Origin of the sequence: Gemmiger formicilis (assembly GCF_016900095.1) — a bacterium.
GTDB classification, from domain to species: Bacteria; Bacillota; Clostridia; order Oscillospirales; family Ruminococcaceae; genus Gemmiger; species Gemmiger formicilis_A.
Genome location: NZ_JACJJP010000002.1, coordinates 21187 through 35991, shown reverse-complemented (window position 1 = coordinate 35991; position 14805 = coordinate 21187). Strand labels below are relative to the sequence as shown.

At 60.1% G+C, this 14805-nt stretch carries 11 protein-coding genes; 6 read left to right on the top strand and 5 right to left on the bottom strand.

The features are described from left to right. The first annotated feature begins 19 nt into the window (after positions 1–19). Positions 20–520, top strand: a complete 501-nt coding sequence (locus H6B15_RS01190) for a YfcE family phosphodiesterase (RefSeq protein WP_204645235.1) — start codon at positions 20–22, stop codon at positions 518–520. Continuing rightward, positions 517–1275: a biotin--[acetyl-CoA-carboxylase] ligase gene (locus tag H6B15_RS01185; RefSeq protein WP_204645233.1), complete on the top strand. Its 759-nt coding sequence runs from the start codon at positions 517–519 to the stop codon at positions 1273–1275. Before H6B15_RS01190 ends, H6B15_RS01185 begins: the two co-directional genes overlap by 4 nt. A 1039-nt stretch (positions 1276–2314) precedes the next feature. Here the strand turns inward: H6B15_RS01185 and H6B15_RS01180 are convergent. Genes H6B15_RS01180 through H6B15_RS01165 form a run of 4 tightly spaced genes read right to left on the bottom strand, consistent with a single transcriptional unit; the run spans position 2315 to position 7466 of the window. Next, positions 2315–2596 (bottom strand): acylphosphatase, encoded by a 282-nt coding sequence (locus H6B15_RS01180; protein WP_204645231.1) that lies wholly within the window; start codon positions 2594–2596, stop codon positions 2315–2317. After that, entirely contained in the window at positions 2593–5178 is a 2586-nt protein-coding gene (locus H6B15_RS01175) for a heavy metal translocating P-type ATPase (RefSeq protein WP_204645229.1), read from the bottom strand. Before H6B15_RS01175 ends, H6B15_RS01180 begins: the two co-directional genes overlap by 4 nt. Before the next feature lie 42 nt (positions 5179–5220). Next, positions 5221–6159, bottom strand: coding sequence for a tRNA glutamyl-Q(34) synthetase GluQRS (gene gluQRS / locus H6B15_RS01170; protein WP_204645227.1), 939 nt, complete (start codon positions 6157–6159; stop codon positions 5221–5223). Then, positions 6156–7466 carry a M18 family aminopeptidase gene (locus tag H6B15_RS01165; protein ID WP_204645224.1) on the bottom strand — a complete coding sequence of 437 codons (1311 nt, stop codon included), beginning with the start codon at positions 7464–7466 and terminating at the stop codon, positions 6156–6158. The genes gluQRS and H6B15_RS01165 overlap by 4 nt, the downstream gene beginning before the upstream one ends. Positions 7467–7653: 187 nt before the next feature. Here H6B15_RS01165 and H6B15_RS01160 point away from each other — a divergent pair, with 187 nt between their 5' ends. The 4 genes from H6B15_RS01160 to H6B15_RS01145 all read left to right on the top strand — a co-directional run bounded on the left by H6B15_RS01160 (position 7654) and on the right by H6B15_RS01145 (position 13397). Further along, positions 7654–8028, top strand: coding sequence for a winged helix-turn-helix transcriptional regulator (locus H6B15_RS01160; RefSeq protein ID WP_430661820.1), 375 nt, complete (start codon positions 7654–7656; stop codon positions 8026–8028). 306 nt (positions 8029–8334) lie between these two features. Further along, entirely contained in the window at positions 8335–9708 is a 1374-nt protein-coding gene (locus H6B15_RS01155) for an MATE family efflux transporter (protein ID WP_204645222.1), read from the top strand. Positions 9709–9745: 37 nt separating this feature from the next. After that, positions 9746–10411, top strand: coding sequence for a DUF6198 family protein (locus H6B15_RS01150; RefSeq protein WP_204645220.1), 666 nt, complete (start codon positions 9746–9748; stop codon positions 10409–10411). 148 nt (positions 10412–10559) lie between these two features. Then, positions 10560–13397 (top strand): DNA methyltransferase, encoded by a 2838-nt coding sequence (locus H6B15_RS01145; protein WP_204645218.1) that lies wholly within the window; start codon positions 10560–10562, stop codon positions 13395–13397. 527 nt (positions 13398–13924) lie between these two features. On the opposite strand, the gene H6B15_RS01140 is transcribed toward H6B15_RS01145, so the two are convergent. Further along, on the bottom strand, positions 13925–14785 hold the full coding sequence (locus tag H6B15_RS01140) for a helix-turn-helix domain-containing protein (protein WP_007048701.1): 861 nt from the start codon (positions 14783–14785) through the stop codon (positions 13925–13927). Positions 14786–14805: the final 20 nt, after the last annotated feature.

The window sequence follows — 14805 nt, the reverse complement described above, 5'->3', positions numbered from 1 at the left end:
AAAGAAAGAGGTTTTCCCCATGGCGGAAGACGTATCGACCATCCTGGTTGTCAGCGACACCCACGGGCGCCTGACCCGGCTGCGCTGGATCCTGCGCCACGAACAGTCCGACGCCCTGTTCTTTCTGGGCGACGGATTGTACGACCTGGACCAGGCCATCCTGCAAAACCGGATGCAGCCCCCCTACCCCATCTACCGGGTGCGGGGCAACTGCGATTTCGGCGCCCAGGACCCGGCGGAAGGGCTGGCGCCCTTCGGCGGGGTGCTGTTTTTCTACACCCACGGCCACCATTACGGGGTGAAATCCGGCTTTGAGCAGCTGCAGGAAGCCGCCGGAGCCCGGGGCGCCGACGTGGCGCTCTTCGGCCACACCCACTACAAGACCCTGCGGGCCGCCACCCTGACCACCCCGGCGCTGTTCAACCCGGGCAGTCTGCGGGACCTGGGCAGCTACGGGGTCATCACCATCACCGACGGCCGCTGTGCCTTCGGCTGGAAGCAGGTGCCCCAGGACTTATGAAAGAGACAAGCGAACCCAATACCCTGATCCGGCTGGAGGAAACCGACAGCACCAACACCTGGGCCAAGGCCCATCTGGACAGATTCGGCCCGGTGGGGGCGGTGTACACCACCAGCCAGACGGCGGGCCGGGGACGGCTGGGCCGCCAATGGGTGAACGCCAACGGCCAGGCGCTGTATTACACCGCCGTCCTGCAGATTCCCCTGGCGGACACGGCGGCGCTGTCGCTGTATTCCAGCCTGGCGGCCGCCCGGGCGCTGCGCCGCCAATACGGGGTGGACTGCCGCATCAAGTGGCCCAACGATCTGCTGCTCAACGGCAAGAAGATCGTGGGAATCCTGTGCGAAACGGTGGTCCAGGGCCCCAAGGTGACCGCGCTTTCGGGCATCGGGTTCAACCTGGCCCAGCCCCAGAGCTATTTTGACGCCGCGGGTCTGCCCCACGGCACCAGCCTGGCCCTGCAGGGGGCGGCTGTGCATCTGCCCGAGGACGCCGACGCCCTGGCCCGGGACCTGACGGCTTTCGGGTTTGACAGAGAGCTCTACGCCTTTGAGCGGGAGGGCTTTGCCGCCTGCCGGGAGGAGTACAAGGCTTTGTGCGTGAACCTGGGCCGGCATGTGACCTTTGAGGGCGGCAGCGGCACCGCCGTGGACATTGACGAGCAAGGCCGCCTGGTGGTGGAAGACGACGGGGGCGGCGATGTGCATGTGTTCACCGGCGAGGTGAGCGTGCGGGGCATTTACGGGGCGGTGTGACACCGCCTTTTTTGTTTTGCCCTTTTGGTCGGCCTTTTGTTTGCCCCTTTCTTCACCCCTTTGTTTGTCCTTTTGTCTGGCGGCGGGGGACTCTCCCCCGCTGCCCGGCGACCGGCGGGGAAAGTTTTCCACAATTTTAGGGGCTATTGTGGAATGTGGGGTGCTTGCCGGGCGGGACCGGCTTTTTGCCTGCCCCCCGGGAAAATTTACAACTTTTGCGAAAAATTCTTCTGGAACGGCTCCTGATTTTTGTACAAAAACGGCCGAAACGTCTATTTTTTGCGGGTATATTTATACGTTACACCGAGTATTTTTACAAAAACGCGTGTTTCCTGCGAAATTAACAGAAAGTTCACAGGAAGATAATAGATTTTTCGCAAGTATTGGGTATTGTATTAGCACAGGGAACGGAGCCGCAACCGTTACCCTGGAACATGATTCCTCCTCACACCAAAACGATACCCCAAAGCCCCCACCTGTTACCGCAAGCAGGTGGGGGTAACTTTTTGCCCGGTAATGGGATATAGCGCAGACTTGCCAACCCCACCGCCGCTGCGCGGCACCTCCCCTTACACAGGGGAGGCTTTCCGGACGAGCCGAAATTGGCTCCCCTGTGCAAGGGGAGCTGGCAGCCGTAGGCTGACTGAGGGGTTGTGAGCTTGGGGGTGTTGACCGGTAACGGGAAATGCCGCAGGTTTTCCAACCCCACCGCCGCTGCGCGGCACCTCCCCTTACACAGGGGAGGCTTTCCGGAAGCGGCATTTCAAAAATTTTCCTTGCTCAGGTCCCCCAGGACCTGAGTAGGCCGTCCCGGAGGGGTGGCCGCACACGGGTCCAGGGTTGAAAACCCTGGTCGGCGTCCACCGCCTCGAAACGGTGGCGGTTTTTCCGTCGCTTTTTGGCGGCAAAAAGCGACAACACTCCGGCTGGCAGCCGTCTGCCAAGCAGCCACAACATCAAACAGCCAAAAGCAATAAAACCCCCGGGACAGTCCCTTCCAGACAAGGGAACGTCCCGGGGGTTATTTTGTATGTTGGGCTCAGCCCCGCACGCGGAACCCCCGTTCGTTTTCCTCCAGGGGGACGGTGCGGCAGGTCATGTTCTCGATCATGATCCACTTGCTGGTGGAAGTCAGGGTGGGTACCAGCTTATCCAGCACGGCGGGGTCGCCCTGGGCTTCCAGCTCCACGCTGCCGTCCCAGTTGTTCACCACCCAGCCGGTCAGCCCCAGCAGCGACGCCGCATACTGGGCACGGTAGCGGAACCCCACCCCCTGCACGCTGCCGGTGAACCGCCAGTGACGGCGCTCGGGGGCGCTCATCCCTCGATCCCGGTAACCTTGTAGTCCTTGGCCTGCACGGCGTCCCGCAGGGCGTCGTCGGCCACATCCCCGTTCAGGGTCACCACGGCGGTACCGGCCTCATGGCTGACTTCGGCGTTCTGTACCCCGTCCAGGGCTTCCAGCGCCTTCTTGACGGTGGCTTCGCAGTGGGCACACATCATGCCTTCAATATGAATGGTCTTTTTCATGGTAGGTTCTCCTTTCATGGTTGTGGAATCCGCCGCGGCAACCGGGCAGGCCACCGGGCAGGCTTTGGGTTCGGGCAGTTCCTCCCGGGGCGGCGCCTTGCGCTTGGGCGGGGCGTCGTGGGTGGAATTGTGGGGGTCAACGGTGTTCAGCCGCAGGGCGTTGGTCACCACACAGACGCTGGACAGGCTCATGGCGGCGGCGGCGATCATGGGGTTGAGCAGGATGCCCAGCGGGTAGAGCACGCCCGCCGCCAGCGGAATGCAGATGGCGTTGTAGAAGAAGGCCCAGAACAGGTTTTCGTGGATGTTGGTGACCACCTTGCGGGACAGGCGCACCGCCGCGGCCACGTCCGCCGGGTCGCTGCGCACCAGCACCACGTCGGCGGCGTCCAGGGCCACGTCCGCCCCGGCGCCGATGGCAATGCCGGTGTCCGCCCGGGTCAGGGCAGGGGCGTCGTTGATGCCGTCGCCCACCATGGCCACCCGGCCTTCCGCCTGCAGGCGGCGGACTTCCGCTTCCTTGCCTGCGGGCAGCACCCCGGCCACCACGTCGTCTTCCGCCAGGCCCACCTGCTGGGCAATGTAGGCGGCGGTCCGGGCGTTGTCACCGGTGAGCAGCACCACGTGCAGGCCCAGGGCCCGCAGTTCGGCAATGGCCTGCTTGCTGCTGGGCTTGACCGAATCCGCCACCCCGATGACCCCGGCGGCATGGCCGTCCAGAGAGAAGTAGAGGGGTGTGGCCCCCTGCTCTGCCAGCCGGGCGCCCGCTTCCAGCAGGTCGTCGGGCACGTCGGCCTGGCTGCGGATGAACGCCTCGTTGCCGCCGGCCATGACCTTGCCGGCCATCTTGCCCACCAGGCCCTTGCCCGGCACCGCCTGCACATCCTTGACCATGGAGGGGCGCACACCGTTTTCCTTGGCGCAGGCCAGCACCGCCTTGGCCAGGGGATGCTCGCTCTGGCTTTCCAGGGCGGCGGCCATGCCCAGCAGGAACTTCTGGGGCACCTGGCGGGTGCCCACGATCTCCACCACCGTGGGTTCGCCGGTGGTCACGGTGCCGGTCTTGTCCAGCACCACGGTGTCGGTGTAACCGGTGGCTTCCAGGCTGGCGGCGGTCTTGAAGAGGATACCGCTGCGGGCCCCCACCCCGGAGCCCACCATGACGGCCACAGGGGTGGCCAGGCCCAGGGCGCAGGGGCAGCTGATGACCAGCACGCTGATGCCCCGGGCCAGGGCAAAGTCAAAGGGTTTGCCAATGAGCAGCCAGATGACCAGGGTCACCGCCGCAATGCCGATGACCGTGGGCACAAAGATGCCGGCCACCTTGTCGGCGGTGCGGGCCAGGGGTGCCTTGGTGGAGGCGGCGTCCGCCACCAGCCGGATGACCTGGCTGAGGGTGGTGTCCTGCCCCACCCGGGTGGCCCGGCAGGTCAGGGCGCCGTTCTGGTTGATGGTGGCGGCGCTCACCGGGCTGCCGGGGTTCTTGTCCACCGGCATGCTCTCGCCGGTGAGGGCGGCCTCGTTCACGCTGGACTGGCCCTGCTCCACAACCCCGTCCACCGGGATGCTTTCGCCGGGACGCACCAGGAAGAGGTCCCCCACCCGCACCTGTTCCACAGGCACGGTGAACTCCCCGTCCTCCCGCAGCAGATGGGCGGTGGGAGGCGCCAGCTGCATCAGGCTTTTCAGCGCGCTGGTGGTCTTGCCCTTGGAGTAGGCTTCCAACATCTTGCCCACCGTGATCAGGGTCAGGATCATGGCGGCGGATTCAAAATACAGGTCGTGGCGGAACTGCATGACCTGGTCCGGGTTGCCTGCGGCCAGGCCCGCGCCCATCATAATGATGGCGAAGACGCCGTAGACCAGCGCCGCCCCGGCGCCCATGGCCACCAGGGTGTCCATGCCCGGGGACAGGCTGCGCACCCCTTTCCAGCCGCTGATGAAGAAGGCCCGGTTGATCCAGCACACCGGCAGGGTCAGGGCCAGCTGGCAGACGCCGAAGAGGATGGCCCCCGCACCGTCCCCTTCCAGGAAGGGCGGCAGGGGCAGGCCCACCATATGGCCCATGCTCAGGTACATCAGCGGTACCAGGAAACACAGACTGTAAATCAGACGGCGGCGCATTTTGGGGGTCTCGGTATCCTCCAGGCCGTCGGCCAGGTCGGATTCCTCGGCCACGGCGGCGCCGTAGCCCGCCGCCTCCACCGCCGCAATCACATCATCGGGTACGGGGTCGCCCTCGTACTCCACCTGCATGCTGTTGGTCAGCAGGCTTACCGCCACCCCGGATACCCCGGGCACCGCGGCCACCGCCTTTTCCACATGAGCGCTGCAGGCGGCGCAGCTCATGCCGGTCACTTCAAACCGCTGCATACGTACACTTCCTTTCCGTTGCGGTGCTCCTCACCGCGTTCATCAAAACAGCCCTTCGGGCAGGACAATGTCCCGCCGGGGCACCTTTTCCCAGGAAAAATTCTCCGCCAGCTCGGCGGGGGTGCGGGGGTCGGGGGCCTTCTGCAATCCACAGGCGTAGGCCAGCCGCCCGATGATCTCTTCGGGGGTGTATTTCGCCTGCAGATGTTCCAGGCTTTCGTCCCCGTCCCGCTTGGACAGCCGCCGGCCGTCCGGGGCCAGCAGCAAAGGCATGTGGGTAAATTCCGGGGCTTGCAGGCCCAGGGTGCGGTAAAGCCACAGCTGCCGCGGCGTGCTGGAGAGCAGGTCCGCCCCCCGCACCACCTCGGTGACACCCATGAGGGCATCATCCACCACCACCGCCAGCTGGTAGGCAAACACCCCGTCCGCCCGGCGCAGGTAGAAGTCCCCGCAGTCCCGGGCCAGGTTTTCCTCGTAATAGCCCAGGTGGCCGTCGGTGAAGCCGATGGTCTCCTCCGGCACCCGGACCCGCCAGGCGGGGGGACGGCGGCGGGATTTTTCCGCCACCTCTTCGGGGGTCAGGTGCCGGCAGGTGCCGGCGTAGACCACCTGGCCGTCGCTGCGGTGGGGGGCGTCGGCGGCGTGGAGCTGGCTGCGGCTGCAAAAGCAGGGATAGACCAGCCCCTTTTTCCACAGGATGTCATAAAATTGTTGATAGATTCCGCTGCGCTCGCTCTGGTAGTAGGGGCCGTCCGGGCCGCCCTTGTCCCCGCCCTCGTCGGCGGAAAGACCCAGCCAGTCCAGATCCTGCTGCAGCAGCTCCGCAAATTTGCGGGGGCAGCGGGCCTGGTCCAGGTCCTCGATGCGCAGCACCACCTTGCCCCCCTTGCTCTTGGCGGAGAGCCAGGCCAGCAGACAGCAGCACAGGTTGCCCAGGTGCATCCGGCCGCTGGGGCTGGGTGCGTACCGGCCTACGGTCATTGGGCGGCCTCCAGGGTGTACCGGCCGTCGCCCAGGCAGCGCAGGTGGGTGCGGTAGAAGGCATCCACCGCCCGCACCATGGCGTCGGCGTCGGACACGGCGGCGGTCTCCACCGCGCTGTGCATGCCCAGCTGGGCCAGACCGATGTCCGCCATGGGCACCGGCAGGGTGTGGCTCTGCAAATTGCCCAGGGTGGAACCGCCGGGCAGGTCCGCCCGGTTGGCGAACTGCTGCACTTTTACATCGGCCAGGCGGCAGATCTCCTTGACCACCGCCCCGGACAGGGCGTTGGTGGTGTATTTCTGGCTGGCGTTGATCTTCAGCACCAGACCGCCGCCCAGCCGCACCGGGTTGGCGGGGTCGGCCTTGTCCGCAAAGTTGGGATGGGTGGCGTGGGCGTTGTCGGCGCTGAGCACAAAGCTGTTGGCCAGCGCCCGCTGCATGCCCTGGGCGCTGTGGGGCACCGCGTCATAGATGCGGTCCAGCACATCCCGCAGGAAAACGCTGGCCGCCCCCTGCCGGGTGCCGCTGCCCACTTCCTCGTTGTCGAACATGGCCCAGACCGGGGCGCAGGCGCTGTCGGTGGCATCGGCGGCGGAAAGGAAGCCGAACAGAGTGGTGGCGGCGCATTCCAGGTCGTCGATGCGGGGGGCCATGAAGTATTCCCCTGCCGGGCCGATGGCGGTGGGCACCTGCCGGGTGTACAGGGTCAGGTCATAGTCCACCATCTCTTCCTCGGCCACGCCCAGGGCCTCGGCCAGCAGGGCGGGCAGCGGACGGCAGCCCTCGGGGCCGTACAGCGGCTGCATGTCCACCTGGGGGTTGTACTTGTGGCCGTCGTTGACGGTGCGGTCCATGTGGATGGCCAGGGAGGGAATCACCACCAGGTCCCGGTCCAGATCCACCAGCCGGGATTCCAGGCCGTCTTCGGTGCGCACCAGCACCCGGCCCGCAATGGACAGGGGGCGGTCCAGCCAGGTGGCCATGTTCATGCCGCCGTAGCCTTCCACGTTCAGGCGGGTGCAGCCCGCCGAGGTGACGGCGGTGTTCTTGATGCGCCAGGTGGGGGAATCGCTGTGGCTGGCGGTGACGCGCCAGCCGCCGATGGCGTGGTCGGGCACCCGCCAGGCGATGATGGAGGAGTTGTTGCGGGTGGTATAGTAGCCGCGGCCGGGTTCCAGGTTCCAGTAATCGGCCTCTTCCAGGCGGGTGAAGCCGGCGGCGTCCAGCAGGGACGCGGCGTGGGCCACGGCGTGGAAGGGGGTGACCCCCGCGTGCAGAAAATCAAAAAGTTGTTGCAGCTGCATGGTTGTGTGTTCCTTCTTTTATATAAGGTTTACCCGGCCCGAAAAAGCAGGCAGGGCATGCTTTTATTGTACCGCAGCCCCGGGCTTGCGGCAACAGAATTTTGGTGGTATTCTTATTCTATCCTGATTTGCCAAAAAGGCAAGTACGCACTTAAAAGATACCGCTATCCAAAAGGAGAGTATGACCATGAGACCGGGACCGGGATGCAACTGCCGTTATGCGGACGTAGGCTGTGACAAGATGGAACAGGTGATGGAGCAGATCAGCGGAAAGTGGAAGATGCGGATTCTGTTCATGGTGGGGGCCCACGGCACCCTGCGCTACGGGGAGCTGCGCAATCTGCTGGGCGGGGTGACCCACAAGATGCTGAGCAACCAGCTGAAGGAGCTGGCGGCGGACGGGCTGATTTCCCGCCATGATTACGGGGAGGTGCCGCCCCGGGTGGAGTACAGCCTGACCGAACACGGCGAAGCCCTGATGCCCATTTTTGATGACATCCAGGCGTATATCAAGCGGTTCGGAGATTGCGTGTGCGGGGAGAAAAAGGAGGAAATGGAATGAATGGGGCGGGGGCACCCCTGCCGGATGCCTCCCCTGTGTAAGGGGAGGTGGGGCGCAGCCCCGGAGGGGTTGGCAAGGCTGCCGGATGTCCCGTTCACAGGCAATGCCCTTCGGGTCCACAACCCCTCCGTCGCCTTCGGCGCCAGCTCCCCTTGCACAGGGGAGCCTTTTCCCTATTAGTATCCCGCCTTGCATCCACCCCCAACCGGTGGTATACTGAAAGATAGACACGATTTGTGCCGGACTGCGGGTTTGCCGCGGCCGGCACGCTCTTTTTTTGTGCCTTGCGGCAGAAAGGGACTTGCCATGCAGACCACACAGCTTTCCCAGAGCGCTCAGTTTGACAAGATGACCAAAACCCCCATCCCGAAACTGGTCATTCAGCTGGGTATCCCCACCACCATCAGCATGTTGGTCACCAACATCTACAACATGGCCGATACCTGGTTTGTGGGCCGGGTGGGCATCAGCGCGTCCGGCGCGGTGGGCATCGTCTTCGGGCTGATGGCCATCATCCAGGCTTTCGGGTTCATGTTCGGCCACGGCGCCGGGTCCATCATCAGCCGCCGTCTGGGCGCCAGGGATGTGGACAGCGCTTCCCGCTTTGCCACCACCAGCTTTTTCTGCTCCTTCGGGGCGGGGCTGTGCATCACGGTGGGCGGGCTTGTCTTCATGGACCCGCTGCTGCGGCTGCTGGGCTCCACCGACACCATCCTGCCCTACGCCCGGCAGTACGCCCTGTTCATCCTGCTGGGGGCGCCGTTCATGGCGTCCAGCTGCGTGCTGAACAACATTCTGCGGTACGAAGGCCAGGCCGCCTTTGCCATGGTGGGGCTGACTTCCGGCGGCATCCTGAACATCTTCGGGGACTGGATCCTCATGGAAGGGTTCGGCCTGGGGGTGCTGGGGGCCGGCATCTCCACCGGCGTGAGCCAGCTCATCAGCTTCGGGCTGCTGTTCTACATGTTCCTGGCCGGGCACACCCAGAGCAAGATTGCCCCCCGCAACATGACCCGGGACCCGGGTGACGTACTGATGATCTGCCGCACCGGCCTGCCCAGCCTGATGCGCCAGGGTCTGGGCAGCGTGTCCACCATGATGCTCAACGGCCAGGCCCGGCTGTACGGTGACGCCGCCGTGGCCGCCATGAGCATCGTCAACCGCATTGCCCAGTTCATCTTCTCCTTCGGGCTGGGCATCGGCCAGGGCTTCCAGCCGGTCAGCGCCTTCAACTACGGTGCCAGGCGGTACAGCCGGGTCAAGCAGGCGTTCCTGTTCACCTTCCTGGTGTCGGAGGTGCTCATGGGCTCCATCGCGGCGGCGGGATTCTTCTTCTGCCCGGAACTCATTGCCCTGTTCCAGCCCGCCCCCGATGTGGTGGCCATCGGATCGGTGGCGCTGTCCATGCAGCTGGTGGGGCTGTTCTTCCAGCCGCTGACCGTGTGTTCCAACATGCTGTTCCAGAGCATCGGCCAGAACCGCACCGCCACCCTGCTTTCCAGCCTGCGCAGCGGTCTGTTGTTCATTCCGGCCCTGCTGATTCTGAGCACCCTGCTGGGCATGACCGGCGTGGAGATGGGCCAGCCGGTGGCGGATGTGCTGGCCTTTTTTGTCTCGCTGCCCTTTGTGGTGCGGTTTTTCCTGGTATTGCGGGAAATGCCGGACGACCTGGGCAGCTGATCCCCGTTTTTTCAGACTATACAGAAAGGAAATCTACATGGAAAAAGACAATCAAAAATTGGTGACCCGTTTTGTGTTGTATCTGCTGGGCATGTTGCTGCTGGCCCTGGGCCTGACCCTGAACACCCTGACCGGGCTGGGCGCTTCGGCCATTGTGTCCATCCCCTTCACCATCAGCGAAGGGACAGGGCTGAACTTCGGCAACCTGACCCTGGTGGCCTACTGTGTGCTGGTGGCGGCCCAGTTTGTGGTCAAGGGCAAGAACCGCACCTGGGTGGACCTGCTGCAGCTTGTGATGAGCCTGGTGTTTACCCGATTTTTGAATGTCTTCAAGGCCATGATTCCCTATAAGAGCGGGTTTCTACCTGCGGACATCTCCCTGCTGGTGGTGGCCATCATCCTGACCGGGGTGGGCGCCGCCATGACGGTGGACATGCAGCTGGTGCCCAACCCCGGCGACGGCATTGTGAACAGCCTGGCCCAGCGGTTCGGCAAGGAGCTGGGTTTCTGCAAGAACTGCTTTGACATCGGCTGCGTCTCCGCTTCCCTGCTCATCGGCTTTGCCTTCGGCGATGCGCTGCTGGGCATCGGCCTGGGCACCATCCTGTCCATGGTGGGGGTGGGCCGCTCCATTGCGGTGTTCAACGCCCTGTGCAAGCATCCCCTGCAATCCGCCGCCGGCCTGGCACCGGTGAGGGCGTGAGATCCGGGGCCCCTGCAATCAGAGAACAGACAAAAGGCGGAAGGTGTACAACCTTCCGCCTTTTGTTTTGTCCCGGCAGGCGATTGCCGTGCCCGGGGCTTTATGTTATGATGGTACATAAGATCTCTCTATGGCGAGGTGTGAAAACATGACCGAAACGCAGCAGCAGAAAGCCGCAAAAGAGTTTGCCGAATACTGGAAGGGCAAGGGCTACGAAAAAGGACAAAGTCAGAAATTCTGGCTTTCTTTGCTCCGGGATGTGTATGGGGTGGAGCACCCAGAACAGTTTATTGAATTTGAAGACCAGGTTCATCTGGACCACACCAGCTTCATAGACGGGTACATTCCCGCCACCCGGGTTCTGATCGAGCAGAAAGCCCTGGACAAAGATTTGAAGAAGGGCATCCGCCAGTCCGACGGCAGTTATCTGACCCCCTTCCAGCAGGCCAAGCGGTATATCACCGAACTGCCCGTGTCCCGGCATCCCCGGTGGGTCATCACCTGCAATTTCAGTACCTTTTATGTGTACGACATGGAACGTCCCCAGGGAGAGCCGGAAGTCATCGAACTGGAAAAACTGGAAACCGAAGCTTACCGCCTGCAGTTTCTGGTGGAATCCGGCAACGAGCATCTGAAGCGGGAAATGGAAGTGTCCATTGCCGCCGGTGAGATGGTGGGGCTGCTGTACGATGCCTTTTTCAAGCAGTACGCCGACCCGGACAGCGAACGGGCACAGAAAAGCCTGAATAAACTGTGTGTGCGCCTGGTATTTTGTCTGTATGCAGAGGATGCGGGGATTTTCGGGCACCACGGCATGTTCCACGACTATCTTTCCGCCATGGACACCCGCAGCATGCGCAAAGGGCTGGTGGAGCTGTTCCGGGTGCTGGACACCAAGCCGGAGGACCGGGACCCCTACTTGAAGGACGACAACCCGGAGCTGGCGGCCTTCCCCTATGTGAACGGCGGTCTGTTTTCGGATGAGGATATTGAGATTCCGCCTTTTACCGATGAGATCAGGGATCTGCTGCTGGCCAAAGCCAGCGAGGACTTCAACTGGTCGGAGATCAGCCCCACCATCTTCGGCGCCGTGTTCGAGAGTACCTTAAACCCCGATACCCGCCGCAGCGGCGGCATGCATTATACCAGCATCGAGAACATCCACAAGGTCATTGACCCCTTGTTTCTGGATGAGCTGAAAGGGGAACTGGATGAGATTTGCGCCATAGCGGTGGAGCGCACCAAGACGGCAAAGCTGAAAGCCTACCAGCGCAAGCTGGCGTCCCTGACTTTTCTGGATCCGGCTTGCGGGTCGGGCAACTTTCTGACAGAGACCTACTTGAGTTTGCGGCGGCTGGAAAATCGGGTATTGCTGGAACTGGCCCACGGCCAGGTGACCATGTATTCCGCCAGCGAAAGCCCCATCCAGATTTCCATTTCCCAGTTTTACGGCATTGAGATCAACGACTTTGCGGTGACGGTTGCCAAGACGGCCCTTTGGATTGCCGAAAGCCAGATGATGAAGGAGACCGAAAAGATCCTGCTGGTGCCGCTGGATTTTCTGCCCCTGAAAACCAACGCCTATATTGTGGAGGGCAATGCCCTGCGGATCAACTGGGAAGAGGTGGTGCCCAAGACCCGGCTGAATTATATTATGGGGAATCCGCCGTTTAACGGCGCACGGACAATGTCCAAAAGCCAAAAAGCTGATATTATTAACATCGTTGAAACAAACTCCGAGAATCCAGATAAGTATAAAAATTTTAGCAAAGACCTTGATTACGTTGCCGCTTGGTATTTTGTTGCGACGCGATATATAAAGGGCACAAATATAAATATAGGATTTGTCTCTACAAGCAGTATTTGCCAAGGTGAACAAGTCTATCCTCTTTGGAACACCTTAATCAAAGACATGGGTGTTTCCATCAATTTTGCCTATACCCCTTTCAAGTGGGAAAGTGAATCTCAAAAAACAGCTCAAGTTTTTGTAACAATTATCAGCTTTTCCATGCAGCAATATGCTAATCCCATGAAAAAACTGTTCATTAACGGCACATTCAAAACCGGTCCCAATATAAGCCCATACCTACTTTTGGCACCATCTATCATCGTTAAGCCAGCAAAAAAACCGCTCTTTATTTCATTGCCTATAGCCTTCGGAAACCAGCCACGGGATGGTGGTAATCTGATTCTTTCATGCGAAGAAAGAGACGCTGCCATAAAAAAGGAGCCCGCTATTGAAAAGTGGATTTTGCCGTATATTGGTTCTCTTGAATTGATGAAAGGAACCCATCGTTATTGTCTTTGGTTAAAAGATGCACCACCACAAATTATCGCCAAAAGCCCCTTCCTTATTGACAGAGTAAAAAAGGTACAAGAATTTCGATTGAGCAGCAGAGCAAAAACTACCAATCAGTACGCGAAAATCCCGGCTCGCTTTGCACAGCTTGCTCAGCCCGAAACAGATTATCTTGCCATCCCTGAAGTTTCTACCTCAAAAAGAAAATATGTTCCAATGGGCTTTTTCCATAAGAATATAATTGCCAGCAACAAATTATTTATTGTCGCAAACGCAACACTTTACCATTTCGGTATCTTGGAATCAAATATTCATATGGCTTGGTTACGTGTAGTCGGCGGACGCTTAGGTGACGGATATAATTATTCAAAAGAGCTTGTTTATAATACATTCCCATGGCCTTCTCCTACAAAAGAAGCAAAAGAAAAAATAGAACAAACGGCCAAAGCAATCATAGATGCAAGAGCCCTATATCCAGAATGTTCATTAGCAGATCTTTACGGTGAAAACATGTTTTTATATCCAGAATTGCTAAAGGCGCATCAAAAAAACGATAAAGCTGTTTTAGCTGCATATGGAATTACTTCGGCGCACCCTGCTTTTTCAAGCGAAAGCGCCTGTGTGGCCGAGCTGATGAAGCTCTACCAACAAAAGGTGGCCGAACTGGACACTAAAAAGAAAGCCTGACACCCAGCGGGCCGGGAAGTCCCCTTCCCGGCCCGCCTCCTTTTTGCCTGTACATAAAAGAAAAGCACCTGCTTCCTAAGAAGCAGGTGCCTTGGTCATAGTTTTCAGGCTCTGCCCGCACGAGGAATCTCCCGGGAGGTTTATTTTTTGCGCACCACAAACGTGAACAGTGATTCCGATGTTTGTACTAAAGAAGGCGAGACTATCTATTCGATAGGCTCGCCCTTTTTTGAGTGCTTAAGCGCAAAAAACCACCAGCTCCGCTGGTGGAATAAAACGGCTTTAGCCATAGACAAAAGAGAACCTCCCTGTAGAATAGGATGTGGGTTTGCCAACCACATTCCAAAAACAGGGAGGTTGTCTTTGAAATGAGGAATAACAAAGACGTAGATAGTTTAGGCCACACGACGTGGAGATGTCAATATGTCTCTTTCCAACGGCCAGGCCGCTTGGCTGCAATGGATTTTACAAACTCTTACGGAGCGGCACAAGCCGCCTATGCATCGGCGTGACCGTGCAAGGGGACTTTATTCCCTTTTGCGATACATCTGTGGGGTAATGCCGTAATGGCTTTTGAAGAGGCGGTTGAAATAGGACAGGTTTCTGAAGCCTGCCTGTTCCGCCACCGCCAGGATGGTGTCGTTGCCGGAACGCAAGGCGATGCAGGCAATATTCAGCCGGTAACAGTTCAAAAACGCGGTAAAATGCTGCCCGGTCATCCGCTTGAACCAGCGCATGAAGTGGCTGGTGCTGTACCCGCAGACTTCGGCCGCGGAACTTACGGACAACTCTTCCGTATAATGATCGGCAATCAGCTGCAGTACCGTCTTCATTCGCTGGGTGTCGGCGTTCTCGGACGACAACAGCTTCCCGTCTTTTTGCGTCAGCAGGCCCAGCAAACGCAGCAAAGCACCCTTGATCACCAACTCGTAGCCGAACAGTCGTGTGCGGTTGGCTTCCTCTGCATCGTGCAGGCACACCAGCGCCTCGGTGTAATAGGAAAGTTCCGGGGTCAGATGAACCGGCAGGGCCAGGCGTCCGCTTTGCAATGGCAAAAGGTAGCGCTCGTCGCACAGGTCGTCCGCCCCGCCCAACAGCGCAAGATCAAAAATAATATTTTCGTATTCCATCACAATGCCGGGGGACTGGAACAAGGCATGAAGGGTCCCCGGCGTAAAAACAAAGACTTCTCCCGCCTGTGCAGGCAAGGCACGTCCCCCGACCTGCACAATGCCGCTGCCTTTTTTGATGAACACCAGTTCCATACTGCTTTGCCAGTGCAGCGCCACTTCGGGAAAATCCTTCGGAATCGTGCACGGGTAAATGTTGAACGGAAAACGTAACGCCCCGTGCTTTTTTGTTTCTTTTAATGCAATATCCGTGACCATGCAAGCACATCCCCTTCGTT

What these genes read in the sequence shown, in the direction of transcription:
- H6B15_RS01190 (WP_204645235.1), top strand. Translation starts at nt 20, where the DNA reads ATGGCGGAAGACGTATCGACCATCCTGGTTGTCAGCGACACCCACGGG.
- H6B15_RS01185 (WP_204645233.1), top strand. Translation starts at nt 517, where the DNA reads ATGAAAGAGACAAGCGAACCCAATACCCTGATCCGGCTGGAGGAAACC.
- H6B15_RS01180 (WP_204645231.1), bottom strand. Translation starts at nt 2,596, where the DNA reads ATGAGCGCCCCCGAGCGCCGTCACTGGCGGTTCACCGGCAGCGTGCAG.
- H6B15_RS01175 (WP_204645229.1), bottom strand. Translation starts at nt 5,178, where the DNA reads ATGCAGCGGTTTGAAGTGACCGGCATGAGCTGCGCCGCCTGCAGCGCT.
- gluQRS (WP_204645227.1), bottom strand. Translation starts at nt 6,159, where the DNA reads ATGACCGTAGGCCGGTACGCACCCAGCCCCAGCGGCCGGATGCACCTG.
- H6B15_RS01165 (WP_204645224.1), bottom strand. Translation starts at nt 7,466, where the DNA reads ATGCAGCTGCAACAACTTTTTGATTTTCTGCACGCGGGGGTCACCCCC.
- H6B15_RS01160 (WP_430661820.1), top strand. Translation starts at nt 7,654, where the DNA reads ATGAGACCGGGACCGGGATGCAACTGCCGTTATGCGGACGTAGGCTGT.
- H6B15_RS01155 (WP_204645222.1), top strand. Translation starts at nt 8,335, where the DNA reads ATGCAGACCACACAGCTTTCCCAGAGCGCTCAGTTTGACAAGATGACC.
- H6B15_RS01150 (WP_204645220.1), top strand. Translation starts at nt 9,746, where the DNA reads ATGGAAAAAGACAATCAAAAATTGGTGACCCGTTTTGTGTTGTATCTG.
- H6B15_RS01145 (WP_204645218.1), top strand. Translation starts at nt 10,560, where the DNA reads ATGACCGAAACGCAGCAGCAGAAAGCCGCAAAAGAGTTTGCCGAATAC.
- H6B15_RS01140 (WP_007048701.1), bottom strand. Translation starts at nt 14,785, where the DNA reads ATGGTCACGGATATTGCATTAAAAGAAACAAAAAAGCACGGGGCGTTA.